The 25,939-nt window shown below is 70.6% G+C and carries 17 protein-coding genes; 8 read left to right on the plus strand and 9 right to left on the minus strand.

Annotated elements, in window-relative coordinates; translation table 11 throughout:
- Window positions 1-75: 75 nt before the first annotated feature.
- Both E9998_RS21365 and E9998_RS21370 read right to left on the minus strand, forming a co-directional pair.
- A complete protein-coding gene (locus E9998_RS21365) occupies window positions 76-2,109 on the minus strand; it encodes a SpoIIE family protein phosphatase (RefSeq protein ID WP_204745586.1) in 2,034 nt (677 codons plus the stop codon).
- Window positions 2,110-2,300: 191 nt separating this feature from the next.
- Entirely contained in the window at window positions 2,301-3,290 is a 990-nt protein-coding gene (locus tag E9998_RS21370) for an LPXTG cell wall anchor domain-containing protein (protein WP_136531728.1), read from the minus strand.
- Window positions 3,291-3,630: 340 nt separating this feature from the next.
- Here E9998_RS21370 and E9998_RS21375 point away from each other — a divergent pair, with 340 nt between their 5' ends.
- From E9998_RS21375 to E9998_RS21400, 6 genes are all read left to right on the plus strand, one after another.
- Complete coding sequence (locus E9998_RS21375; RefSeq protein WP_136531729.1) at window positions 3,631-8,055, plus strand: HAMP domain-containing protein; 4,425 nt, start codon at window positions 3,631-3,633, stop codon at window positions 8,053-8,055.
- Window positions 8,052-8,606: a response regulator gene (locus E9998_RS21380; protein WP_136531730.1), complete on the plus strand. Its 555-nt coding sequence runs from the start codon at window positions 8,052-8,054 to the stop codon at window positions 8,604-8,606. The genes E9998_RS21375 and E9998_RS21380 overlap by 4 nt, the downstream gene beginning before the upstream one ends.
- A gap of 21 nt (window positions 8,607-8,627) precedes the next feature.
- Entirely contained in the window at window positions 8,628-8,999 is a 372-nt protein-coding gene (locus tag E9998_RS21385) for an STAS domain-containing protein (protein WP_136531731.1), read from the plus strand.
- Window positions 8,996-10,354, plus strand: a complete 1,359-nt coding sequence (locus E9998_RS21390; protein WP_136531732.1) for a PrsW family intramembrane metalloprotease — start codon at window positions 8,996-8,998, stop codon at window positions 10,352-10,354. Before E9998_RS21385 ends, E9998_RS21390 begins: the two co-directional genes overlap by 4 nt.
- A gap of 472 nt (window positions 10,355-10,826) precedes the next feature.
- Window positions 10,827-11,333 carry a tRNA adenosine deaminase-associated protein gene (locus tag E9998_RS21395; RefSeq protein WP_136531733.1) on the plus strand — a complete coding sequence of 169 codons (507 nt, stop codon included), beginning with the start codon at window positions 10,827-10,829 and terminating at the stop codon, window positions 11,331-11,333.
- A 23-nt stretch (window positions 11,334-11,356) separates the two neighbouring features.
- Window positions 11,357-11,917: a nucleoside deaminase gene (locus E9998_RS21400; RefSeq protein WP_136531734.1), complete on the plus strand. Its 561-nt coding sequence runs from the start codon at window positions 11,357-11,359 to the stop codon at window positions 11,915-11,917.
- A gap of 49 nt (window positions 11,918-11,966) precedes the next feature.
- Here the strand turns inward: E9998_RS21400 and E9998_RS21405 are convergent, their stop codons facing one another.
- Window positions 11,967-14,108 carry a (Fe-S)-binding protein gene (locus tag E9998_RS21405; RefSeq protein ID WP_136531735.1) on the minus strand — a complete coding sequence of 714 codons (2,142 nt, stop codon included), beginning with the start codon at window positions 14,106-14,108 and terminating at the stop codon, window positions 11,967-11,969.
- Window positions 14,109-14,330: 222 nt separating this feature from the next.
- Here E9998_RS21405 and E9998_RS21410 point away from each other — a divergent pair, with 222 nt between their 5' ends.
- Window positions 14,331-15,506 (plus strand): LppU/SCO3897 family protein, encoded by a 1,176-nt coding sequence (locus E9998_RS21410; protein WP_136531736.1) that lies wholly within the window; start codon window positions 14,331-14,333, stop codon window positions 15,504-15,506.
- Window positions 15,507-15,564: 58 nt separating this feature from the next.
- On the opposite strand, the gene E9998_RS21415 is transcribed toward E9998_RS21410, so the two are convergent.
- The 5 genes from E9998_RS21415 to E9998_RS21435 form a co-directional block, all read right to left on the minus strand.
- Window positions 15,565-16,656, minus strand: coding sequence for a LacI family DNA-binding transcriptional regulator (locus tag E9998_RS21415; RefSeq protein ID WP_136531737.1), 1,092 nt, complete (start codon window positions 16,654-16,656; stop codon window positions 15,565-15,567).
- Between the two features lie 33 nt (window positions 16,657-16,689).
- A complete protein-coding gene (locus tag E9998_RS21420) occupies window positions 16,690-18,111 on the minus strand; it encodes a GH1 family beta-glucosidase (RefSeq protein WP_136531738.1) in 1,422 nt (473 codons plus the stop codon).
- A complete protein-coding gene (locus E9998_RS21425; RefSeq protein ID WP_136531739.1) occupies window positions 18,108-19,043 on the minus strand; it encodes a carbohydrate ABC transporter permease in 936 nt (311 codons plus the stop codon). The genes E9998_RS21420 and E9998_RS21425 overlap by 4 nt, the downstream gene beginning before the upstream one ends.
- Window positions 19,040-19,975 carry a carbohydrate ABC transporter permease gene (locus tag E9998_RS21430; RefSeq protein WP_136531740.1) on the minus strand — a complete coding sequence of 312 codons (936 nt, stop codon included), beginning with the start codon at window positions 19,973-19,975 and terminating at the stop codon, window positions 19,040-19,042. The genes E9998_RS21425 and E9998_RS21430 overlap by 4 nt, the downstream gene beginning before the upstream one ends.
- 413 nt (window positions 19,976-20,388) lie before the next feature.
- Window positions 20,389-21,735 (minus strand): ABC transporter substrate-binding protein, encoded by a 1,347-nt coding sequence (locus tag E9998_RS21435; RefSeq protein ID WP_136531741.1) that lies wholly within the window; start codon window positions 21,733-21,735, stop codon window positions 20,389-20,391.
- Between the two features lie 524 nt (window positions 21,736-22,259).
- Here E9998_RS21435 and E9998_RS21440 point away from each other — a divergent pair.
- Window positions 22,260-24,887 carry a glycoside hydrolase family 48 protein gene (locus E9998_RS21440; protein ID WP_136531742.1) on the plus strand — a complete coding sequence of 876 codons (2,628 nt, stop codon included), beginning with the start codon at window positions 22,260-22,262 and terminating at the stop codon, window positions 24,885-24,887.
- Between the two features lie 280 nt (window positions 24,888-25,167).
- On the opposite strand, the gene E9998_RS21445 is transcribed toward E9998_RS21440, so the two are convergent.
- On the minus strand, window positions 25,168-25,659 hold the full coding sequence (locus tag E9998_RS21445; RefSeq protein ID WP_158299927.1) for a DUF1349 domain-containing protein: 492 nt from the start codon (window positions 25,657-25,659) through the stop codon (window positions 25,168-25,170).
- Between the last annotated feature and the right edge of the window lie 280 nt (window positions 25,660-25,939).

The following is a 25,939-nucleotide window of genomic DNA, read 5'->3' on the forward strand; positions in this document are numbered from 1 at the left end:
CGGCGTTTCTGGACCAGAGCTTCGCGACGAGGGGCCCCGCGGCAGTGCCGCGGGGCCCCTCTCGCGTTCGGGGTCCTACTGCTCGCGGTCGGCGTCGCAGCGGACGACGAGGATCGCGATGTCGTCGCGGGGCGACTCGGGGGAGAACGCCTCGACGGCCTCCAGGAGCGCCGTGGCGACGGTGCGGGCGCTCTTGCCGGCGGCCTCCCGCACCGAGCGGGCGATGCGGTCGTGGCCGAACATGGCGGGGCCGTCGCGGCGTTCGGTGACGCCGTCGGTGAAGAACACCAGGGCGTCGCCGACGCCGAGGCGCACGACCTCGGGGTTGACCTTGACCTCGGGGAAGAGGCCGACTGCGGTGCCCTCCTTGCCGACCCAGGCGGTCTCGCCGTCGGCGCGCAGCAGCAGGGGCCGCTCGTGGCCGGAGAGGCACAGGGTGGCGGTGAGGGCGCCGGGGCCCTCGCGGTCGAGGAGCGCGGAGGCGATGGTCGCGTAGCGCATGTCGCCGGGCTGCTCCAGGAGGGTGGAGTTGAGCAGTTCGAGGGCGCGCGGGAGGGGGCGGCCGTCGCGGGCCATGACGCGCAGGACGTCGCGGACGACGCCGGTGACGGCCGCGGCCTGGGCGCCCTTGCCGCACACGTCGCCGATGGCGACCCACAGGCGGTGGTCGGCGAGTTCGGTCGCGTCGTAGAAGTCGCCGCCGACCTCGGTGCCGATGGCGGGGCCGGGGCCCGACCCGGGCAGGCGCCGGGCGGTGGCGGGCAGGTACTCGGCGGCGAAGGACACGCCGGGCACGTCAGGGAGCGAGCCGGGCATGAGGGCGGCCTGGAGCTCGTTGGCGACGGCCTGGCGTTCGGCGTGGATGCGGGCGTTGTCGAGCGCGAGGGCGCTGCGCTTGGCGAGGTCGGCGACGACGGCGCGCTCCTCGGAGGAGTGGCGGCGTTCGACGTGGCGCCCGACGGTGAGGACGCCGATGGTCGAGCCGCGCGCCGACAGGGGCACGGCGATGCAGTCGAGGCCGCGCGGGACGGGCAGCTCCATGCCGGTCCACCCGTCGGTGGTGAGCGCGCCCGCGAGCGCGGGGGCGGCGTCTTCGAGGCGGCGGCGGAGCTGCTCGAGCTCGGACTCCTCGGCGTGGGTGAGCGCGGCGAGGCGCAGGTCCTGGTCGCCGGTGAGGTGGACGGCGGCCCAGCGGCCGAGCTGGGGTACGACGAGCTGCGGGATGAGGGCGACGGTGAGGTGCTCTTCGAGGGAGTGCGCGAGGAGCTCGCCGGCCTCGGCGAGGTAGGTGAGCCAGCCGGAGCGGCGCTGCTCGTCGATGCGCATCCGGTCGATCTGGACGGCGAGGGCGATGCGTTCGGCGACGAGTTCGGCGAGGGGCCGCCAGGACGGCCGGGGCTCGCCCGCGAGGAGGAGCTTGCCTGTGGCGGGGGCGGTGAGCGGGAGGGGGACGGCGAGGGTGATGGCGCCGACGTCGCCGAACTTGGCGAGGATCTGGGCGCCGGTGCCGTCCCCGGCGTCGTACTCGATGGCGCCGCCCGCGGCGGCGGTCGCGTCGTGGCAGCGGGCGAGGAGCTCGGTGACGAGCTGGTCGACCGGCAGGCGCGACTGGAGCGCGGGGGCGATGGTCAGGAGCGCGGCGAGCTGCACGAGGTCGGGCTGGGCGGTCTCGTGGTCGGCGTCGGGCGCGGGCCGGGGGGCGGGGCGCGCGTCGGGGTCGCGGTCGATGCGGAACCAGATGGACTTGCCGGTGGCGTCGTGGGTGGTGCCCCAGGAGGACGCGAAGCGGTCGACCAGGAGGAGGCCGCGGCCGCCCTCGGCGGTGACCTCGGGCATCGCCATGTCCATCGGGTCGATGCCGCCGGAGCGGTAGTCGGTGACGGTGACGCGCACGCCGATGGAGTCGGCGGCGACGGTGAGGTTGATGTCGGTGCCGGCGTGGACGACGCCGTTGGTGGCGAGCTCGGTGGTGAGCAGGAGGGTCTCGTCGAGCAGTTCGGCGAGCCCGGCCTCGGTGAGCACGGCGCGGACGGCGGCGCGGGCTGCTGCGGGGGAGCGGTCGTCGGCCGGCAGCCGCAGCCGACGGGCGGCCCTCTCGGGGTACGTCACGGGCCCCAGTCTATGCCTGGTCGGCCCGCGCCCGCGGTACCGCGTCGCCGCCTGCGGGGCGGGTCGGGGCCGGTCGCGGGCGCCCTCCGGGACGGCTTGCGCGGCAGGGGAACGCGAAGCGGCGGCCGCCCTTCGGGGCGGCCGCCGCTCATGCGGGAATCGATCCGGGCGCTCTCGTACGCCCTAAGCCGTTACTCCCAGTTCGCCGCGGTCTTGCGGCGGCGGAGGAAGAAGAACACCAGGGCGCCGGCCAGGACGGCCGCGGCCGCCGAGCCGATCATGACGCCCTGCGAGGCGCCGGTGGTCGGCAGCGCCGGGTCCTCGCCGCCCGGGAGGTTCGGGTGGATGTCGTCGATGTCGGCCTCGAAGGAGATCCAACCCTCGCCGTAGAAGAAGTACTCCAGCGGCGCGGTCTCGTCGGCGGGGGCCTCGGCGAGCGCGAACTGGTTCGCGCCCTCCAGGTCGTAGCCGCCCAGGTCGAGGTAGAAGTCGAGGTCTTCCTGGGTGAGGTCGAAGGCCGAGTAGACGGCGATGTCGTTGTAGTCGACCTCGCCCTCGACCAGGTAGTCGATCGGGGTCTCGGCGCTGGGCTGGTAGGTCTTGCCGCTCTCGGGGTTCCAGCCGGTGACGATGCAGCCCATCATGCCGTCGTAGGAGCGGTCGCAGTTGTCGTACTCGTCGACGACGGAGGCGTGGCCGGTGCCGACCTCGGAGAAGTCGAACCAGTCCTCGAGCCAGCGCTCGTAGTCGACGGTGTCGGTGAACCAGATGAGGGTGGCGACGCGGTCCTTCGAGGGGGCGCCCTCGACGTAGACCTGCGGGGAGGCCGAGACGGTCTCGCCGACGTTGGCGCCGGTCACGAGGTGGTCGAGGTACGCGAACTGGTAGACCTCCTCGTCGGCGGCCTCCTCGGTGTCCTCTTCGATCTCCTCGGCGATGTCGCCGTCGCCGGCGCCGTCCTCGCCTTCGGGAGCGGCTTCCTCGGTGGTCTCCTCGGTCGACTCCTCCGCGTCCTCGTCGGTCGCGGGGGCTTCGGTGTTCTCACCCGCCGGGGCGGTGGTGGCGTCGTCGGCGGGGGTCTCGGTCTCCTGCGCGAAGGCGGGGGAGGCCGCCGCGAGCGTGAGGGCCGCCGCGGCTCCGGCCGCGGCGAGGCGCAGGCCGGTGTTCTTGAGGGTGGACATTCGTCTCCTATGGGATTTTCCTGTTGGGGGGTGCAGCGCCTCCCTGCTCCTCCACTGAACAGAATCGCCGGTGGAAGCGCTACAAGCATTCACACGCACCACTCTGGAGCGCGGTTGCGCGATGGGCGGAAATTTATTCGCGTGACGGATGGTGACGGAGTCCGACACCGGTGCGGGTCCGATCGGGGCGCGGTCGGGCGCGAGTGCGGGTGTTGTTCGGTTTTGTCTCCGTCACCGGTGGTGATCGTGAGCGGTGGCTTGAGTAACCTGCCTTCATGTTTGCCGCGTTCGTGTGACAACCTGGTAGGCACGCCAGTCTCCGCAGCTGAGGAACCACGCCATGACGGACACCGTTTCCCGTACAGCGAACCCCACCGATGAGTCCGACCTGCTCCGAAGTCTGGCCGACGCGCTCGGCGCGGTCGAGCGGGGCGACTTCTCGGTGCGGCTGCCTCGGGGCGAAGGCCTGGCGGGGGAGGTCGTGGACCGGTTCAACGCCGTGGTCGAGCAGGCCGACCGCCAGACCCGCGACCTCGCGCTCATCGCCCGCGTGGTCGGCGAGGAGGGCTCGTGGAACCACCGGCTCATCGTCGAGCACCTCGACGGCGGCTGGTCCGAGGGCGCCGCGAGCGTCAACCGGCTCGTGGAGGACCTGGTCCGCCCCACGACCGAGCTCGGGCGCGTCCTCGAAGCGGTCGCCGCGGGCGACCTCTCGCAGGAAGCCGCGCTCGACATCGAGGGCAAGCAGCTGCGCGGCTCCTTCCGCCGCCTCGGCGAGACCGTCAACCGCATGGTCGGGCTCCTGCGCAGCTTCGCGGGTGAGGTCACGCGCGTGGCGCGCGAGGTCGGCACCGAGGGGCAGCTGGGCGGGCAGGCCGACGTCCAGGACGTCTCGGGCACCTGGCGCTCGCTCACCGACGCGGTGAACACCATGGCCTCCAACCTCACCGAGCAGGTGCGGTCCATCTCCACCGTGACGCAGGCCATCGCGGCGGGCGACCTCAACCAGAAGATCACCATCAAGGCCTCCGGCGAGGTCGCCGAGCTCGCCGGGACCATCAACTCCCTCACCGAGACCCTCCGCATCTTCGCCGGGGAGGTCACGCGCGTCGCCCGCGAAGTGGGCACCGAGGGCCGCATGGGCGGGCAGGCCGACGTGCCCGGCGTCTCCGGCACCTGGAAGGACCTCACCGACTCGGTGAACGACATGGCCTCCAGCCTCACCGACCAGGTCCGCGACATCGCCAAGGTCACCAGCGCCGTCGCCCGCGGCGACCTCAACCAGAAGATCGCCGTTCCGGCCCAGGGCGAGATCCTCGAACTCAAGACCACCGTCAACACGATGGTCGACCAGCTCTCCAACTTCGCCGACGAGGTCACGCGCGTCGCCCGCGAGGTCGGTACCGAAGGCCGCCTCGGCGGCCAGGCCACCGTCCAGGGCGTCTCCGGCACCTGGCGCGATCTCACGCAGAACGTGAACCAGCTCGCCGCGAACCTCACCGAGCAGGTCCGCAACATCGCGAAGGTCACCAGCGCCGTCGCCGCAGGCGACCTCGGCCAGAAGATCACCGTCGACGCCCAGGGCGAGGTCGCCGAGGTCAAGACCACCGTGAACACGATGGTCGACCAGCTCGGGCGGTTCGCCGCCGAGGTCACGCGCGTCGCGCGCGAGGTCGGCTCCCAGGGCCGCCTGGGCGGCCAGGCCGACGTGCCCGGCGTCTCCGGCACCTGGAAGGACCTCACCGAGAACGTCAACCTCATGGCCGCCAACCTGACCGCGCAGGTCCGCAACATCTCCTCGGTCGCCAGCGCGGTCGCCGCCGGCGACCTCAACCAGCAGATCGCCGTGGACGCCCAGGGGGAGATGCTGGAGCTCAAGTCCACGATGAACTCGATGGTGGCGCAGCTGTCGCAGTTCGCCGACGAGGTCACGCGCGTCGCCAGCGAAGTGGGCACGGAGGGGAAGCTCGGCGGGCAGGCGAACGTGCAGGGCGTCTCGGGCACCTGGAAGGCCCTCACCGACAACGTCAACTCGATGGCCTCGAATCTGACCAGTCAGGTCCGCAACATCTCGTCGGTCGCCAGCGCGGTCGCCGCCGGCGACCTCAACCGCCAGATCACCGTCGACGCCCAAGGCGAGATGCTCGAACTGAAGTCGACGATGAACGCCATGGTCGACCGGCTCTCCTCGTTCGCCGACGAGGTCACGCGCGTGGCGCGCGAGGTCGGCACCGAGGGCCGCCTGGGCGGGCAGGCGAACGTGCAGGGCGTCTCGGGCACCTGGAAGGCCCTCACCGACAACGTCAACACGATGGCCTCGAACCTGACCGAGCAGGTCCGCTCGATCTCCACGGTCACGCAGGCCATCGCCAAGGGCGATCTGAACCAGAAGATCACCGTCGACGCCCAGGGCGAGATCGCCGAGGTCAAGACCACCGTCAACACGATGGTCGACCAGCTCTCCAGCTTCGCGAACGAGGTCACCCGCGTCGCCCGCGAGGTCGGCGTCGAGGGGAACCTCGGCGGGCAGGCCGAGGTCGCGGGCGTCGCCGGGACCTGGCTCGCCCTGACGCGGAACGTGAACTCGCTGGCCGCGACCCTGACGCTCCAGCTGCGGGCCATCGCCAACGTCGCCCACGCCGTCGCGCGCGGGGACCTGACGCAGTCGGTCGACTTCGAGGCCGCCGGCGAGATCGCCGACCTCACCGAGTCGATCAACCAGATGATCACCGCGCTGCGCGACAAGACCCGCCAGAACACCGACGCGGACTGGCTCAACTCCAACCTCGCCCGCATCTCCTCGCTCCTTCAGGGCCGCAGGGGCGTCGACGAGGTCACGCGCATGGTCCTCGACGAGGTCACGCCGCTCATCGACGCGCAGACCTCGACGTTCTACGTCCGCCACGAGGACGTCTCGGGATACGTCACCTACCGCCTCAACGCCGTCTACGGGCACCCCAGCCCCGGCGAGAAGAAGGTCATCGAGGACAACGAGGGCATGGTGGGCCAGGCCGCGGCCTCCAAGCGCACCATCCACCTGCACGACATCCCCGAGGGCTACCTGGAGATCTCCTCGGGGCTCGGCCAGGCCACCCCGACCGACCTCATCATCCTGCCCGTCCAGTTCGGCGACAAGGTCCGCGGCGTCATCGAGTTCGCGTCGTTCAACGCCTACTCGGGGCTGCACAAGCGGTTCCTGGACGCGCTGGCGCCGAACGTGGGGGTCACGCTCGCCACGATCGAGGGCAACGCCCGCACCGAGGTGCTGCTGCGCGAGTCGCAGCGCATGGCGCAGGAGCTTCGCGCGCAGTCCAACCGGCTCCAGGAGACGAACGTGGAGCTGGAGGAGAAGGCGCAGCTCCTGTCGGCGCAGAACAAGGCGATCGAGTTGAAGAACGAGGAGGTCGAGACCGCCCGCAAGGACATCGAGGAGAAGGCCGACCAGCTCGCGCAGGCCTCGAAGTACAAGTCGGAGTTCCTCGCGAACGTCTCGCACGAGCTGCGGACGCCGCTGAACTCGCTGCTGCTGCTCGCGCGCCTGTTGTCGGAGAACGCCGACGGGAACCTCTCGGAGCGCCAGGTCGAGTTCGCGCGCACGATCTACAACGCCGGGACGGACCTGCTCACCCTCATCGACGACATCCTCGACCTGTCGAAGATCGAGGCGGGGCGCATGGTCGTCTCGGTGCACCCGGTCGACCTCGCCGAGATCCTCGGGGACATCGACGCGGCGTTCCGGCCGCAGGCCGAGGACAAGGGCCTGGAGTTCGCCGTGGACGTCGGCACGGGCGTGCCGCAGCTGATGCAGACCGACGGGCAGAAGTTCCAGCAGGTGCTGCGCAACCTCCTGTCGAACGCGGTCAAGTTCACCAGGTCCGGTTCGGTGACGCTCGCGGTGCGGCGCGTCCCGGCCGACCTGCGCTTCGACGCCCCGCAGTTGAACGCGGCGGCCGAGCGGATCGCCTTGAGCGTCATCGACACCGGCATCGGGGTGGCCGAGGCGAAGAAGACGATCATCTTCGAGCCGTTCCAGCAGGCCGACGGCACCACGCGGCGACTGTTCGGCGGGACGGGCCTGGGCCTGTCGATCTCCAAGTCGCTCTCGCAGGCGCTCGGCGGGGACGTGTTCATCGAGCACACCGGCGACGCCGGGTCGAAGTTCACGTTCGTGGTGCCCGTCGAGATCGACGCCGAGGGCGACTTCGCGATGGTCGGCACGGAGCTGCCGACGGCCGTGGAGGAGCAGCCGGGCATCCTCACCGGCGCGCCCGAGACGCCCTCGTCCTCGGCGGCGGCCCAGCACCTGGAGGGCACGACCGTCCTCATCGTCGACGACGACATCCGCAACGTCTTCGCGCTCACCGCCGCCCTCGAGCTGCACGGCATCGAGGTGCACTACGCCGAGAACGGCGCCGACGGCATCGACGCGCTCCAGCACCACCCGGGCATCGAGATCGTCCTCATGGACTCGATGATGCCGGGCATGGACGGCAACGAGACCACGCGCGTCATCCGCCGGATGCCGCAGTTCGCGGACCTGCCGATCGTGTTCCTCACCGCGCAGGCCCTCGCCGAGCAGCGCGAGCAGTCCGTGGAGGCCGGCGCGAGCGCCTACCTCACCAAGCCCGTGGACCTCGACCTGCTGCTGGACACCATGTCGCACTGGATCGGCGCGGGCGGCGCGCCCCGCACCGCGGGACCCGACGACGCAGACGGGGCGGCGGGGCGGGACAATGGCGGACCGACCGTTGGAGGCACCGCATGAGCACCGCCCGCGTCCTGCTCGTCGACGACCGCTCCGAGAACCTCCTCGCCCTGGAGGCGATCCTCCAGGGCCTGCCCGTCAACACCATCGCCGTCACCTCCGGCGAGGAGGCCCTCAAGCGCCTCCTGTCGGAGGACTACGCGGCGATCCTCCTCGACGCCCAGATGCCGGGCATGGACGGCTTCGAGACCGCCCGGCACATCAAGCAGCGCGAGAAGACCCGCCACACCCCGATCATCTTCCTCACCGCCGCCGACAGGGACGCCCACCTGGCGATGCGCGGGTACTCGGTCGGCGCGGTCGACTACATCACCAAGCCGTTCGACCCGTGGATGCTGCGCACCAAGGTGAAGGTCTTCATCGACCTGTGGGCCCAGGGGCAGGCGCTGCGCCAGACCTCCGAGCGCACCCGGAACCTCCGCGAACGCGAGGAGCTCCTGCGCCACCGGCTCGGCGCCGCCCATGCGTCCCTTACCGAATGGGCCGAACAGCACGGCGGCGACGACGAGATCGCGCGGATTCTCGGGCTGCTCGAACCCGACAACCGCTGACCCTCGGCTAGGGTTGGTCCCGTGGTGCACCAGAAGCTCGACATCTCGGTCCACCGAGAGTCGAACGAGACGATCGTGGCGCTGACCGGCGAAATCGACCTGCACACCGCGCCACGGCTCTCCTCCGCCGTCGACGCCGCGCTCGCCGATGACCCCGTCCGCGTCGTCCTCGACATGCGCGGCGTGACCTTCTGCGACTCGCGCGGCCTGGGCACCCTCGTGATCCTCGCCCGCGCGGCCGCGCGCTCGCGCGCCGTCCTCGTCCTGGCGAACCTCGGCGACTTCCTCAAGCGCCTCCTGGCCGTCTCCGGCATCGGCGACCACTTCGTGATCCGCGAGGACGCCGCCGGGGACGGGCCGCCCTCCGACCCCGACCAGGAGCCCACCCGATGAACCTCGCCGACCTCCTCGCCGAACTGGCACCCCTCGTCGCCGCGGCGGCCGCGGCGCTCGTGGGCATCGTCCTCGCCTGGGTCGGCGCGGCAAAGCGCAAGCAGGGCCTGCTCGTCGGCGGGACGCTCCTGCTGTTCGCCGGCGGGGCTACCGTGCTCGCCTGGGCGATCATCGAAGGCGCCGGCGGCGAGGCGGCCGCCGTGGGCCTCGCGGCGGCGCTGCTGCCCGCGCCGATCCTCATCGGCGCGTTCGTGTGGCTGGGCCGCTACCGGCGCCGCCCGTGGCTGGTCCTGGCGTTCTGCCTCGGCTGGGGCGCGTGCGTCGCCACCGCGATCGCCTTGGGCGTCAACACCGGTGCCGCGTACCTCCTGCACAGGAACGACCTCAACCCGGACCTGGCGGCCGTCGTCTCGGCGCCGGTCATCGAGGAGATCGGCAAGCTCCTCGGCCCGCTCCTGGTGTACTGGTTCGCGCGCCGCCACCTCACCGGCACCCTCGACGCGCTCGTCTACTGCGGACTGTCCGGCGCCGGGTTCGCCATCGCCGAGAACGTCCTCTACGCCTCCGGCGCCTACGTCTACGGCGCCGAGTCCCTCGACGCCGCCGCCGGGATCGCCCAGGTGACCCTCCTGGTCATCATGCGCGGCCTCGCCACCATGTTCGCCCACCCGCTCATGACCGGCCTCTCGGCGATCGGCCTGGGCAAGGCCGCCCGCAAGCCCGGACGCAAGGGCCTCCAGACCGTGTGGATCATCGGGATGCTCCTGTGCGGCATGGGACTGCACGCCCTGTGGAACGGCGCCTCCGTCCTCGGCGTCGCCCTGGAGATGCCCGCGCTGTGGTTCGCGCTCTACCCGGCGTTCCTGGCGCCCCTGTTCTTCACGATGGTCGGCGCGGCCCTGTGGCTGCGCGCCGCCGACGCCCGCCGCACCCAGACCGTCCTGGCGCCCCTGGTCGGCGCCGCCCAGCTCTCGCCGCCCGAACTCGCCTCCCTCGCGAGCTTCTCGCGCCGCTCCGCCGCCCGCGCCTGGGCCCGCCGCTTCGCCGGAAAACCCGGCGAGGCCGCCATGAAGGACTTCCAGCGGTCCGCCTCCGCCGTCGCCGAGCAGTACGACCTCGCCTCGATCGGGCGACCCTGGAGCGAGCAGACCGTCCACGAAGGGGTGGGCCGCATGCACGCCGCCAGGGCCCGCTACGCGGGAGCGGACCCGCGCACGCCCCCCGCGCTGTGGGACGGGCGCCGCTATCACGTGACGTTCCCCGACGGGCGGATGCGGCCGGTCGAACCGCCCGCCGCACCGGTCATGCCCTTCCCCGTCGCACCGCCGCCTGCGTACCCTGTCCCCTATGCATGAGGGACCCATCGGCCCCACCTCCTGGGCCGGACCCGAAGGGCCGCCGCCGCGCGCGCTGCGGCCCCGCTGGAGGGAGCCCCACCCCGTCCGCGTCGGCCCCACCGCCGCCGGTTCCGCGCTGTGCGCGCTGTGGGTCCTCATGTGGCTCCTGGCGTACGCCAAGGGCGCCCAGGACGCGTCCCCGAGCGGGGCGGGCTTCGCCTGGGTGACTTTGGCCGCGAGTACGATCGGAGCAGTCGCCGCGGCCGCGCTCGCGCGCTACGGTGACCGCGGAGCCGCGGTCGGCGTTGCGGCGGTCGCAGGGACGGCCGCTGGGGTCACGGGGCTCTCGTGCGAGCTGTATCTTTTGCTGACCGGCGATTGGATCCTGTGGTTACATCGACCGCAGTTCGCCACATCCTTCAGTAGGTCGTATCGAACGGCTGCCCGCTCGGGCCGCCGGTTCCATTGAATGAGAAGACGGGGACGGATCGTGTCGTATTTCGCTGTGGCTGTGGGCCGCGAGGGCGACGAATGGGAGGCCGCGGAGGTCGACCTCGACGCTGTTGCCGACGTCGAGGACGCGGCCGAGGTCATGCGTGAGGCTTTCCCTGACGCCGACCTGACGCTGCTGTTCGTCGACGCCGACGACGAGTACCTGACGGTGATGCGCCTCGACAAGGGCGACGACCTGCGCACGTTCGGCTCCGACGCCGAATACGCGTCGCAGTCGCGCCTGGGCGAGGCCCTCCTGGGCGACCTCGAACCCGAGGACGCCGAGGAGATCGACTCCGAGGACGAGGAGTCCATCGCGGCCCGACCGACCGAGCTCGACGCCGAGCCCGTCGGCGAGGCCGACCTCATGCGCGACCTGGGCGTGCCCGGCTCCAACCTGCTCGCCCTGTGCGCCAAGGAGGGCATGATGCCCTCCGACGTGGTCGCCGCCGTCGCCGCCGCGGTCGGCTTCGCCGAGGCCCTCGAAGACGCCACCGGCGCCTAGTCGCCAGGCCCCCTTCCACTCCGATGCAGTCCCGCCGCGAGGTCCACGAACGCTGGATGCGCCGCGCCCTCGACGCGGCGCGCACCCCCGGTGCGGGCCTCCCGGCGGGTGGGACTCCCCCGAACCGGCCCGGCCGCCCGGCATGCCAGGCCGACACCGCCACGGCGGCACCGAAGGACGCCCCCGCGGCGCCGCGAGCGGACCTGCCCGTCGGCGCCGCGGTCTTCGCCCCCGACGGGCGCGAACTCGCGGTGGCCGCCAACGCCAGAGAGGCCCTCGGCGACCCGACCGCGCACGCCGAGGTCCTCGCCCTCCGCGCGGCCGCGGCGGCGCACGGCGACGGCTGGCGGCTCGAAGGGTGCACCCTCGTGGTCACCTTGGAGCCGTGCACGATGTGCGCCGGGGCGGCCGTCCTCGCCCGCGTCGGCGCGATCGTCTTCGGCGCCTGGGAACCCAAGACCGGCGCCGTCGGCTCCCTCTGGGACGTCGTGCGCGACCCCCGGCTCAACCACAACCCCGAGGTCTACGGCGGCGTCCTCGAACCCGAGTCCGCCGCGCTGCTGCGCGCCCACTTCGGCAGGTGAGCCGAAGGGCGGCATGGGAAGCCCATGCCGCCCCGCTTCAACCGGCCCGCTACTCGGCGGCGGCCTTCTCGGCCCGCTTCTCCTGGGTCCGCGCCAAGAGCTGGGCGATGTCGACGACCTCGACGTCCTCGCGGCCCGCGTCGGCGACGCCGTCGCGGAGCATGGTGGAGCAGAACGGGCAGCCGACCGCCACGGTGCTCGCGCCGGTGGCGACGGCCTCGTCGGCCCGCTCTCGGTTGACCCGCTTGCCGATCGGCTCCTCCAGCCACATGCGGGCGCCGCCCGCGCCGCAGCAGAAGGACTTCTCGGCGTTGCGCGGCATCTCGGTGACCTCGGCGAAGGAGCCGAGGAGTTCGCGCGGGGGCGAGAAGACGCGGTTGTGGCGGCCCAGGTAGCACGGGTCGTGGTAGGTGAGCTTGCCGTCGTGCTCCTCGACGGGCGTGATCTTCCCGGCGTTGACGAGGTCGTTGAGGAGCTCGGTGTGGTGCACGACCTCGTAGTTCCCGCCGAGGTCCTTGTACTCGTTGCCCACGGTGTTGAGGCAGTGCGGGCAGGTCGCGACGATCTTGACGGCCCCGACCCCGTTGAGCGTCTCCACGTTCTGCTCGGCGAGCATCTGGAACATGAACTCGTGCCCGATGCGCCGGGCCGAGTCGCCCGTGCAGGTCTCGGCCTCGCCGAGCACCGCGAACTTGACGCCCGCGTCGTGCAGGAGGGTCGCGACCGCGCGAGAGGTCTTCTGCGCCTTGGGGTCGTAGGCGCCCGCGCAGCCGACCCAGTACAGGTACTCGAACTCGGTCTCCCCGTCGGCCACCGGCACCTCGAAGTCGAGGCCCTCGGCCCACTTGAGGCGGTGGGCGGGGTTCTCGCCCCAGGGGTTCCCCTTGTTCTCCAGGTTGCGGAGCATCGTCTGGGCCTCGGCCGGGAAGTCCGACTCGATCATGACCATGTTGCGGCGCAGGTCGATGATGTGGTCCACGTGCTCGATGTCCACCGGGCACTGCTCGACGCAGGCGCCGCAGGTGGTGCACGCCCACAGGACGTCGGGGTCGATGACCGAGCCGATGATGTTGATCTTCTCGTGCGGGTCGGCCCCGCCGCGCTCCTTCGCGAGCGCCGCGGCCTTGAGGTAAGGCGCCTGCTCGTACAGGTGGTCGCGCAGGTCGGTCACGAGCTTCTTGGGGGACAGGGGCTTGCCGGTGTTCCAGGCCGGGCACTGCGACTGGCAGCGGCCGCACTCGGTGCACGTGGAGAAGTCGAGCAGGCCCTTCCACGAGAAGTCGGCGATGGTCGCGACGCCGAACGGCTCGGTCTCGGGGTCGGCCTTCTCGAAGTCGGCCGGCTCGCCGCCGATGAGCATGGGCTTGGCCGCGCCGAGCGAGACCGCGCCGTCGGCGTTGCGCTTGAAGTACAGGTTGAAGAACGCGGTGACGCGGTGCCAGCCGATGCCCATCGACGGGATGAGCGCCAGCATGAGGAAGAACGTCCAGGAGACGAGGATGTCGAGGCCCGCGGCGAGCGTGATCGCGGTGTGCAGCGCCTCCTCGGAGGCCCCGTCCAGGCCGTTCGCGAACAGGGACGAGACCGGCGAGGTCCACTCGTCGACCTCCCCGAGCGAGACCTTGAAGACCCGGACGGCCATGTGGGAGAGGACGATCGTGAAGATCGTCGCCTCGATGTAGAACGCCATCCACTGCCGCGAGCCCTCGAAGCGCGAGGACGAGCGCCGCTGCCCGGCCTCGGAGGCGGTGCCCTGCGGCGGCACGCGGTGCGACCGCGGCTGACGGGCCGTCCTGATCCCGAAGAGGGTGAGGATGGCGATGCCCGTGAGCACCGTGAGGAGCTCGGAGACCAGCAGCCAGGGCCCCCAGTGCCCGACGATCGGCAGGCTCAGGGAGGGGTCGATCACCTCCCAATAGGACTGCGCGAGGGCGGGGAACAGCAGGAAGAAACCGAAGAACACCGCCCAGTGCGCGAGGCCGACCCAGGTCCACTGGAGCATCCTGGTGTGGCCCAAGGACTCCCGCAGCATGGTCTTGATCCGCTGCCCCCGGTCGCCCTTGCGCGTGCTGTCGGGCGCGCCGAGCCGGATCAGGTCGAGCATGCCGAGACCGGCGCGGACGAACAGCCCGATCGCGAACGCGGTGTACGCGAAGGCGATCGTGGCCGTGACGATTTGGACGACTCCCATGGCGACCTCTCGGCAGTGCTGGCTCTCGGCATTGCTGGCGCACGACGGCGGGATGGCGCCCTCCTGCAACAGTGCGGTGTTCCCGATCACGATACATGTTACTGAGCAGTAGCCATCCTGGCGCACCGCCCCTGCGACCCGCCTCACGGCGCCCGCGCCGCCGACCCGGCCCCGCCTTGAGCGAGACGTGCCGCACTTGCCTCGACCTGGCAAACTGGCCTCATGGACCCCTACGCCTCCTACAACCCCAATCCGGGCGCCGACCCGAACCAGCCGAACGGCTACCCGCCCGGGCAGCCCCCGGCGTACGGCACGACGCCGGACCCGTACGGCGCGCCCGACCCGTACGCCTCCCCGACCGGGGGCTACGCCCCGAGCCCGGGGACGAGCCACTCCATCGGCTACCCGCCGCCCGGCCCGCCCGCGCCCGGGCCCTACCCGGGCGCGCCCGCACCGGGCCCCTACGGCCCCATGCCGCCCCAGTACGGGCCGCCGGTCATGCCGCAGCCGTCCTCGGGCATCCCGGCCGCCGGCTGGATCGGCATCGCGCTCGGCATCGTCCTGGTGGTCGGGCTGGGGATCGCCGGGGTCGTGTGGGGCCTCGACCGCTCCGACGGCGACACCGGCGGCACCGGCACTTCAGCGACCGACACCGACGAGGGCGGCACGGGCGCCGACCCCGGCACCGAGCCCACCGAGGCCGCCGTCGCCGATCCGGTCGCCGACGCCGCGATCGGCGACTGCTTCTACGACTACGGCGACGAGACCACCCCCGACCTGGAGGCGACCAGCTGCGGGGCAGGGACCTTCGAGGCCATCGACATCGTCGAGGGCACCTCCGACCTGACCTCCTGCGACGACCTGCCGCTGGCCGACTCCGCAGTCACCTCCACCGCCGCCGACCGCGTGCTGTGCCTGAGCTACACCGCGATCGCGGGGGACGACGCCTACCACGCGCAAGTGGACGAGTGCATCTACGGGACCTCCACGCCCGACTCGGCGTGGAACGTCATCGACTGCCAGGACGGGGCCTTCAAGGTCATCGAACGGCTCGAGGACGAGTCGAGCACGAGTTCGTGCACCGACTCCACGTACTACATCTACGGCCTGGCGTACACGACGAGCCAGACCTATCTGGACGTCACGCTGTGCCTGACGATGATCTACCCCGGCGGCGACGCCGGGTACGCCGGTGTCGACGACTGCATGTCGATGAACAGCGACTACACGTACTTCGAGTTCGTCTCCGACTGCTCCGACGGGAACGTGTACATCACGGGGCGCTCGAACGAGATCTTCGACGACCCCGAGGGCTGGTGCAACGGCTGGGGCTGGCATTACCAGGAGATCCCCGACTTCCCGGAGCTGAGCTACACGGTCTGCTGGGGCTGGTTGTAGACCGGACGGCGAAGGGCCCGGCTCCGCGCGGAGCCGGGCCCGTCTTCGAAGGGGAACTTCAGGCGGATTCGCGGACCACGATCCTGGTGCCCAGGATCGTCACCAGGGGCCCGGCCTCCTCGCCGCGGATGCGCCCGCACAGCAGGCGGGCCATCTCGCGGCCCATCGTCTCGGTCGGCTGGTGGACCGTCGTCAGCGGCGGCTCGGCGACCTCGGCCAGCGGCGAGTCGTCGAAGCCGACCAGGGCCAGGTCCTCGGGGACGCTGATCCCCCGCTCCCGGGCCACGCGGAGCGTCGCGATCGCGAGCGGGTCGGAGTGGCAGAAGACCGCGTCGAGCTCGCCGGCGGTGTCGAAGAGGTGCCGGGCGGCCTTGATGCCCGAGGCCTCGTCGAAGCCCTCGGCGACCGACACCAGCGACTCCTCGACCGGCAGCCGGGAGCCGCGCAGGCCGTCCCGGTAGCCGTTGAGCCGGTCGACGCCCACGGCCATGTCCTGCGGGCCGGCGATGAGGCCGATCCGCTTGTGGCCGTGCTGCGCCAGGTACTCGACCGCCTGTCGCGCGCCGGAGCGGTTGTCGCAGTCGACGTACGCCACCGGGCGGAAGCCCACCGGCGTGCCGCACAGGACGATCGGGATGCCCGCGTCCTCCAGCCGCTCGGGGAGGGGGTCCCCGGAGTGGCTGGAGACCATCATGACGCCGTCGACGTGCTGGCCCATGAGGTAGGACTCCAGGTCGGCGCGGTTGCCGTCCCGCGGCGCGAACGTGAGCATGAGCCGCATGTTCTCCTCGGCGAGCTGCTCGGTGATCCCGCGCAGCACGCCGGCGAAGAACGGCTCCGACCACAGCCACTCCTGGGACTCGGTCACGACCAGCGCGACGGTGTCCGTCCGCTGGGTGACGAGGGTCCTGGCCGCCTGGTTGGGGACGTACCCCAGCTCCTTGATGGCGGCCAGGACCGCGGCGCGAGTGTCCTCGGCGACCTTGGGGGAGCCGTTGATGACGCGCGAGACCGTGCCCCGGCCGACGCCGGCGTGGCGGGCCACGGTGTCGAGCGTCGGCCGTCCGCCGCTGCGTCTGCGTCCGTGGCGCTCACCTTTGCCGGCGGTCGGTGCCGGTTCGTCGGAAACCTCGGTTCGGGTCTCGGTCATCGTGCATCACCTCGGGCAACGTTAGCGGTGGATCTATTCTGCCTCACGGTTCGATCGGGCGCGTCGCACCAGGTCGCCGTACCAGCGCCCGGAGTCCTTGACCGTGCGCTCGCCGGTCTCGAATTCGACGTAGACCAGCCCGAACCGCTTCGTGTAGCCCCAGGCCCACTCGAAGTTGTCGGCCAGCGACCAGGCGAAGTAGCCCACGAGCGGCACCCCGGCGTCGACGGCGTCGGCGCAGGCGGCCACGTGGCCCTGCACGTACTCGAGGCGCTCGACGTCGTGGACCTCCCCGTCGTCCAGCTTGTCGGGGAAGGCCGCGCCGTTCTCGGTGACGGCCAGCCCGACCTCGGGGTAGGAGGCGTGCAGGCGGGTGAGGATCTCGGTGAGCCCGGCGGGCTCGATCTCCCAGCCCATGTCGGTCACGGGCAGCCCGGCCGAGACGAAGCCGATGTGCTCGTTGGCGGGCCAGGCGGACCCGGCGCCGGTGGGCGCGGCCGACGCGGAGGTCGCACCGCCGTTACCGGTAACGGTGAATCTGCTGTAGTAGTTCACCGAGAGCACGTCGAGCGGCGCGTTGATCGTCTCCAGGTCGCCGTCCTCGATGAACGCGAAGTCGGTGATGGCCTTGAAGTCCTCGACGATGTCCTCGGGGTAGGCCCCGCGGAGCGCGGCCTCGGTGAACCAGCGGTTCTGGACGCCGTCGACGCGGCGCGCGGCGTCGAGGTCGACGGGGGACTCGCTGGCGGCGTGGATCGGGTAGAAGTTCAGGCCGATGCTCACCGTGGCCTCGGGGTCGGCGGCCTTGATGGCGCGCGCGGCGAGCCCGTGGGCGAGCATGAGGTGGTGCGCGGCGGCGATCGAGGCGGAGGGGTCGCGGCGCCCGGGGGCGTGCTCGCCCGAGGCGTAGCCGAGGAACGCCGAGCACCACGGCTCGTTGACGGTGATCCAGTGCTTGACGCGGTCGCCGAGGGCCTCGTGCGCGATCTGCGCGAACTGCGCGAAGCGCAGCGCGGTCGCCCGCTCGGGCCAGCCGCCGGCGTCTTCGAGGGTCTGGGGGAGGTCCCAGTGGTAGAGGGTGATCCAGGGGGTGATGCCCTCGGCGAGGAGGGCGTCGACGAGGTTCGAGTAGTAGGCGAGGCCCTTGGGGTTGACGGTGCCGTCCCCGTCGGGGCAGATCCGGGGCCACGACAGGGAGAACCGGTAGCTGTTGAGGCCGAGCGCCTTGATGAGGGCGACGTCCCCGGCGATGTTGTTGTAGGAGTCGATCGCGGTGTCGCCGTTGGAGCCGTCGACCACGCGGCCGGGCTCGTTGACGAACGCGTCCCAGATGGACTTGCCGCGCCCGTCGGTGCCGGTGGCGCCCTCGACCTGGTAGGAGGAGGTCGCCGCCCCCCAGGCGAATGTCGATGGGAATCGGGCCGCGAGCGCGGTCCCGTCGGTGTCTATGGTCATTTGCCAGAACCTTCCATGATGCCGTGGACGATCTGTCGTCCGAACACGACGAACAGGATCGCGATTGGAATGATCGAGATCAGAGTGCCGGTGAAGATCATCGAGAGGTCCGCGGACCAGGTGGCGGTGGAGATCTGGCGGATCGCGAGCTGGATGGTCGGGTTGGCTTCGCTCAGCACCATGAACGGCCACAGGAACTCGTTCCAGTTGAGCATGAAGGTGAGCAGGCCCAGGACGACCATGGCGGGGCGCAGGGCCGGGAGGACGATGCGCCACCAGATGCCCAGTGTGCTCGCGCCGTCGATGCGGGCGGCCTCGATGATCTCGTCGGGGACGGCCTGTTCGCAGTACTGGCGCATCATGAAGATGCCGAACCCGTTGATGAGGAACGGCAGGATCACGGCCTGGAGGGTGTCGAGCCACTGGAGCTCGACCATGACCATGTACAGCGGCACGATGCCCAGCTGCTGGAGCGGGACCATCATCGAGAACAGGACCGTGGCCATGAGGATCTTGGACCCGCGGAACTTGAGCTTCGCGAAGGCGAAGCCGCCGAGGGTCGACAGCAGGATCACCGAGAGGGTGACCGTGCCGGTGATGATGAGCGAGTTGCGCAGGCCCAGGAGCAGGTTCGCCTGCGGGTTGGTCAGGGCCTCCTGGATGTGCTCGCCGAGGTTGCCGCCGGGCAGGAGCGCGGGCGGGAAGCCCGAGGCGTCCGAGGAGACCCGGGAGGCGATGACGATCATCCAGTACAGCGGGAAGATCGACAGGAGCGCGACGAAGGCGAGGCCGACGCGGGTCATGACGGACGGGGCGAAGACCCCGTCGGACTCGTGCGGGCCGCTGTGGCGCTTCTTCCTGCGGCGCTGCTTCGCGGCGCTCGGCGCCGGCGCCTCGGGTGCGGTGCGTCGGGGCGCGGTTGCGGTGCTCATTTGTTCCCCTGGATGCGGTTGACGACGAGGAAGTTGACGGCCGCGACGATGCCGATGACGGCGAACAGGAGCCATCCGGCCGCGGCGGAGATGCCGTAGTTGCCGTGGGTGCGCAGGATGTCGACCAGGACCATCGCGGTGGTCTGGAACTGGCCGTCCGCGCCGCCGTTGAGCAGCCCGGAGCCGAACATCATCGGCTCGACGAACAGCGTCATGCCGCCGACGGAGGAGACGAAGACGGTGAAGATGAGCACCGGCTTGAGCTGGGGGATCGTGATCTTCCAGAACTGCTGGCGGGGCGAGGCGCCGTCGACGGTCGCGGCCTCGTACAGGTTCTTGGGGATGGTCTGCATGGCGGCGAGGAAGATGAGCGAGTTGTAGCCCATCCAGCGCCAGTCGATCATGGAGGAGATCGCGAACCAGGAGGAGAACCGGCCGGTCTGCCAGTCGATCTTGTCGATCCCGATGAGGTCGAGGGCGCCGTTGACCATGCCGTACTCGGTGCCCCAGAAGCGGGCGAAGATGACGCCGACGGCGACGACCGAGGTCACGATGGGGGCGAGGATGAGCATCCGCCACAGCATCGGGCGCTTGAGGCGCTTGTTGAGGGCGTTGGCGACCATGAGGGCGACCACGAGCTGGGGGACGGTCGCCATGACGAACATGCCGAGCGTGTTCACCACCGACCAGTTGAACCGGTCGTACTCGGTGAGCAGGAACTTGTAGTTGTCCAGGCCCACGAAGGTCCGGTTCGGGTTGCCGAGCTTCCAGCTGTGCAGCGAGGCGTAGAGCGTGTACGCCATGGGGAAGACGCCGAAGACGGCGAAGAGGATGAAGTACGGGGACACCAGCGCGTAGGGCGTCGCCTTGACGTCGGCTCGGTTGAGCCGGTCTCGCCAGGTCAGGCGCGGTGCGGCGTTGCGGGTGGTCATTGGGGCCTTCCTTGCAGTTCACGGCTCGCAAGCTTCGCCGAGTCTGGGACGGACGCGGCGGGCCCGCCGGGGCCCTCCGACCGCGGCGCTCCTGCTGGCCGGGGTCGTGGGGCGGACCGGTGCTGCGGACCGACGGAGCCGACTCGTGGCTCGCGGGCCCCGCCGCGTTCGGATGCGGAACGGTGCTTCCGAGGGGAGCCGGCCCGCCGCGGGTTGGGGCGCGGCGGGCCGACACGGTGCCGCCGAGAAGGGGTGGGGACCGGTCCTGGGGTGGTGCGTCGAACGGATGCCGGGAACCGTTCGACGCCGGTCCGCGTCTCGGCGGCACTGGGCCTGGCGGCGTTTTCAGGCGCTGCCTGCCCGGGGCCCGGCCGGGCGGGAGGCAGGTTCCCCCCGACCGGGCCCACCGGGGGCTAGAGGCCGGCTCCGGCGAGTTGGACGGCTTCTTCGGCCGCGGAGTTGATCTCGTCCCACGCGTCGGCGGACTTGAAGGTGCCGTCGGCGACGCCGTTGAGGACGCCTTCGACCGCGGCCTTCACCGGCGGGTGGAAGTAGGAGTACTCGAGCGGCTGGAACGACTGGATCGAGGCGGCGATGATCTGGCCGATCGGGGCGCCGTTGAAGTAGTCGCTGGTGTAGTCGGCGACCTTCGGGTCCGACTGCGCCACGGGCGAGGACGGGAAGTTGCCGACGGCCTCGAAGACCTTGACCTGCTGCTCCGGGGCGGTCAGCCAAGCGGCGAGCTCAGCGGCCTCCTCGGGGTGCGCGGACTGCGAGGGAACGGCGAGGAAGGAGCCGCCCCAGTTGCCGGCCACGCCGGGCGCGGCGGCCATGTCCCACTTGCCGGCGTTGTCCTCGCCGGAGGTCGGCTGGATAACGCCGCCGGCCATCCACGCGGGGCAGGGCATGACGGCGTAGCCGCCCTCGACCATGCCGGCGTTCCACTCCTCGGACCACGAGGCGAAGTTGCCGATGGCGCCGATCTCCTGGAGCTCCAGGACGGTGTCGACGGACTGGGTGGCCGCGGCCGAGTCGAGCGTCAGGGTGCCCTCGTCGTCGACGTACATCTTGCCGTCGTTCTGGCCGGCGAGCTGGCCCAGCAGCATGTTCTGGAGCTGGGTCGGGCCGTCGAGGAACGCGGCGCCGGTGTCGGCGGCGACGAAGTCCGTGGCGACCTGCTTGAAGCCGTCCCAGGTGGCCCACGCGGCGGCGACTTCTTCGCGGTCGGTGGGGAGGCCCGCGGCCTCGAACAGCTCGGGGCGGTAGCACATGCCCATGCCGCCGATGTCGGTGCCGAAGCCCACCAGCTTGCCGTCGGGGGTGTGCCCGAGGTTCCAGGTGTTCTCGGTGTAGTCGCCGGCGCGGCTCTCGTAGTCGGCCGTCAGGTCGTACCAGAAGTCCGGGTTGTTGAACAGCTGCGGCGTGGCCTGCTCGTCGATGCCGATGACGTCGCCGGCGCCGGAGCCGGTCTCGAGCGAGGTCTCGAGGGCGGGACGGTACTCGGTGTCGAAGTTGACGCCGTCGCCTTCGATGACCACGTCGATGTCGGGGTGGGCCGCTTCGTACTCGGCTTCGAGGCCGGCCTGGGTGTAGCCGAAGTTGCCGAAGATCGAGACGGTGAGGACGATCTGCCCGTCGGCGTTGGTGCCTTCCGACTTGGGGTCGTCGTCCCCGCCGCAGGCGGCGGCGGAGAGCGTGAGCGCTCCCGCGGCGACGGCCGCGAGGGCCACCCTGCCGTGCTGTCGTTTGAGGAGATGCATCGTTGCTGTTTCCTTCCAGGCGCCGGCGGCGCCATGCGTTTCCCGAGGGGTTGAAGAGAGTGACTCGATTCCTTTGATGCCCGGGACGGTCGTGATGCGGGCCGCCGTATGTGCGCGACGGCCCGCGGACTGAAACCGCCGAGGCGATCGCTCTTGGGAGCGATACCAGGATCGTACGGGAGCGTGTTCCACGATGCAAGGCCGGGTGTGAGAGTCGTTACTTGGTTGTTACACCCGTGATCGACGTGAAGAAATCGAAGATCGCGAATCTATAACTATAAATCTGGATCATCAGGGCGCTCACCTGGCTAAATGCCAGGTCACCGATGCTGTACGGGTAGGTCTGCTAAGAAATTTAGGGATATCAATGTATTGACATATTGGGACAAGACTTGGGAGCATGGCCTGGGAGCGCTTCCGCATTCTGGTCCGTTTCGTTCCACTCGTGCGATTCACGGACCGCCTACCCGGCACAAGCGCTCCCACAGAACCGGACATACCACCCACTCTCAGGAGTAGCAATAATGGATCTCGACAATCTGGCCCCGCCGCGGCGGCGCTCCGGCGGCAAGAGCCGCCGATGGCGCCGTGCCGCGGCGGTGACCCTGCCGGTCGCCCTCGTGGGCACCTTCGCCGCGGTGGCAGCGCCGCAGGCGTTCGCCGCCGAGTACTGCGGCGGCGTCGAATACAAGGTCGTCTCCACCTGGGGCGGCGGATTCCAGGCCAACGTCATCCTCACCGCGGGGGACGCCGGCCTCAACGGCTGGGACATCGAATGGGACTTCCCGTCGGGAACCTCGGTGACCAGCGCCTGGAACGTCGACTGGAACGTCAGCGGCGGCCACTTCACCGGCGGTGACGTCGGCTGGAACGGCGCGATCGCCGCGGGCCAGACCCGCGAGGTCTTCGGGTTCATCGGCTCCGGTTCGGCCACCGAGCCGACCGGGTTCACCGTCAACGGCGAGTCCTGCGACGGCTCCGAGGAGCCGGTCGAGGCCGCGCTCGAGGCGTCCCGCACGAACGTCGTCGTCGACGCCGGCTCCACCGCGTCGATCGACGTCGGCTTCTCCTCGGCCATCGACGCCGCGACCACGGTCACCACGACCCGCACCTCCGGTTCGACCGACCTGTCGGTGTCCACCGGCGCCTCGCGGTCCTTCCCGGCCGGCGAGTCCGCCGACCAGTCGGTGGTCTTCAGCGCCGCCGCCGACGCCGAGCCCGGCGCCTCGGCGGTCTTCGCCGTCGCCGCCCCCGGCTACGACACGGTCAACGTCACGGTCACCGTCGCCGACCTGGGCGAGGTCACGCAGAACGAGGAGCGCTTCCTCGCGATGTACGACCAGCTCACCGGTGCCGACTCCCCGTACCTGCACGAGACGGGCGTCCCCTACCACTCGGTGGAGGAGCTCATCGTCGAGGCGCCGGACTACGGCCACGAGACGACCTCCGAGGCCCTCAGCTACCTGATGTGGCTGGAGGCCGCCTACGGCCAGGTCACCGGCGACTGGACGGGTTACAACAACTCGTGGCAGATCACCGAGGACTACGCGATCCCGGACCTGAACCCGACGAACTACAACCCGGCGGACCCCGCGTCCTACGCGCCGGAGTCAGACAGCGTCCAGGACTACCCGACGCAGCTGGACTTCGACGTCCCCGTCGGCCAGGACCCCCTCGGCGCCGAGCTCCGCTCGACCTACGGGACCAACCAGGTCTACGGCATGCACTGGATCCTCGACGTCGACAACGCCTACGGCTTCGGCGAGTGCGGCGACGGGACCACCGAGCCCGCGTACATGAACACGTTCCAGCGCGGCTCGCAGGAGTCGACGTGGGAGACCATCGCGCACCCGTCGTGCGAGACGTTCGACTTCGGCGGCGACAACGGCTTCCTGGACCTGTTCGTGGGTGACGAGCAGTACTCCCAGCAGGAGCGCTACACCGACGCCCCCGACGCCGACGCGCGCGCCGTCCAGGTCGCGTGGATGGCCCAGCAGTGGGCCGCCGAGCAGGGCCAGGAGTCGGTCATCGCCGACTCGCTCGACAACGCCTCCAAGATGGGCGACTTCCTGCGGTACTCGTTCGCGGACAAGTACTTCAAGAAGATCGAGGGCGACTGCATCGGGGCCTCCTCGTGCCCGGTCGGCACGGGTAAGGACTCGTTCCACTACCTGATCAGCTGGTACTACTCGTGGGGCGCCGGCATGAACGGCGACTGGTCGTTCCGCATCGGCGGTTCCGGTGTCCACCAGGGCTACCAGAACGTCATGGCCGCTTACGCCCTCTCCGAGGGCGGCCTGGAGCCGGAGTCGGCGACGGGCGCGAGCGACTGGGCCCAGAGCCTGGACGCCCAGCTGGACTTCCTGGAGTGGCTCCAGGTTCCGGCCGGGAGCCCCGGCGCCGGCGCCCTCGCGGGCGGCGCGACGAACAACTGGGGCGGCAACTACGGCACCCCGACCTCGTCGGCCGAGCACAACGGCCTGTACTACGACGAGCAGCCCGTCTGGCACGACCCGCCGTCGAACCGCTGGTTCGGCTTCCAGGCCTGGGGCATGGACCGCACGGCCCAGCTCTGCATGGTGACCGACGACGCCCGCGCGTGCGACATCCTCGACGCCTGGGTGGACTGGGCGCTGAGCGAGAGCACGATCACCGCCGACGGCTACAGCATCCCCGGCGACCTCACCTGGAGCGGTGAGCCCGGCGACGGCCTGTCCGTCTCCGTGGCCACCATGTCCGAGGACCCGGGTGTGGCCGGCGCGTTCGCGAAGATCCTGTCCTACCACGCGGCCGCCACCGGCGACACCGCGTCGCAGACGGCCGCCGCGAACCTGCTGGACTCCCTGTGGGAGGCCAACGACGGCATCGGCGTGACCCAGCCCGAGCAGCGCGCGGACTACTGCCGCTTCGGCGACGAGGTCTACATCCCCGAGGGCTGGACCGGCACCATGCCGAACGGCGACGTCCTGGAGAACGGGGTCACGTTCATCGAGACCCGCTCCTTCATGACGGAGTTCGACGGCTGGGACCAGGTCCAGGCCTACATCGACGGCGGTTGCACGGGCCCCGCGCCCGAGTTCAACTACCACCGCTACTGGCACCAGGTCGAGGTCGCCACGGCGTTCCAGACCTACGCGGTGCTCTTCGAGTAGTCGCCGAACGCGGCGCCCCGCCGGCTGACGGCGACGCGACCCCTTGGGGCCGTAGCCGTCCGGGGCGCCGCACCGGATGACGAATGGAAACGGCGCGGCCGATCGCCCTCGCGATCGGCCGCGCCTTCGTGCTGTGCCCCGACGGCGTCGGGGATTTCGGTCTGAGCACACAGGTCGGGTCCGCCGGGCTGCGCGGCTCGGGTGTCCGAGCGGGCCCACCGGGCCCGACCTCTGTGCTCAGCGCCTGCCGGCCCCCCACGGCCGGCGCGCTGAACCCGGTTCAGTCGACGTCGATGTCGAGGTCCTGCGCGGTGTCCCAGAAGCTCTCGGAGACGGGGCGCGAGCCGGCGATCCCCGCGAGCGCGGGCACGCCGCCGGGGAGGTAGGTGGAGGCGATGGTGGTGTAGTCGACGCCGTCGTCGGCGTGGGCCACGGTGATGGTGCCGCCCGATCGGATGAGGCGGAGCCAGATCTCGTCGGACTCGGTGTCGACCGGGGAGAGCGACCAGTCGGTGTGGTCGCGGGTGGTGACGGTGCTGACGAGGTGCTGCCCGCCGAGGTACTCCGCTCCGGTGCGGACCCAGTTCGCCTCGTCCACGCGGATGGCGAGGGAGGCTTCGGCGTGCTGGTGGCGGTGCTCGGGGCGCAGGCGCATGGCGATCTCGCCGTCGCCGTCGAGTTCGAGGCCGTAGATGTAGACGTGGTCGGTCTGGTGGTCGCCGCCGGCGGTGCGGCTGAGGGTGGTCTTGGTTTCGAAGTAGGGAGTGATCAATCCACCGTCAACCGTCCATTGTACTTCTTCTGAAGGAGACTGCATGAAACCAATGATGCCACACGCGAACGGGGCGTTTTCTGACAAAACGGACGTCGTAACCCAAAGTTAATGCACTCTTAGGGTCCGTCACATGATAGAAACCCCAGCTCAACACCGTTCTGATGCAGCAAGTGCGGTTTCCGTTACGCTCCTTGGATAACGTGAAGCCAACGCCTCACGAACCCCATGCGCCGCACCGGTATCGTTCGCCAGCGGCCGGGAGAGCCGATGCGCCCCA

Origin of the sequence: Glycomyces paridis (assembly GCF_004912155.1) — a bacterium.
Lineage (GTDB): Bacteria > Actinomycetota > Actinomycetes > Mycobacteriales > Micromonosporaceae > Glycomyces > Glycomyces paridis.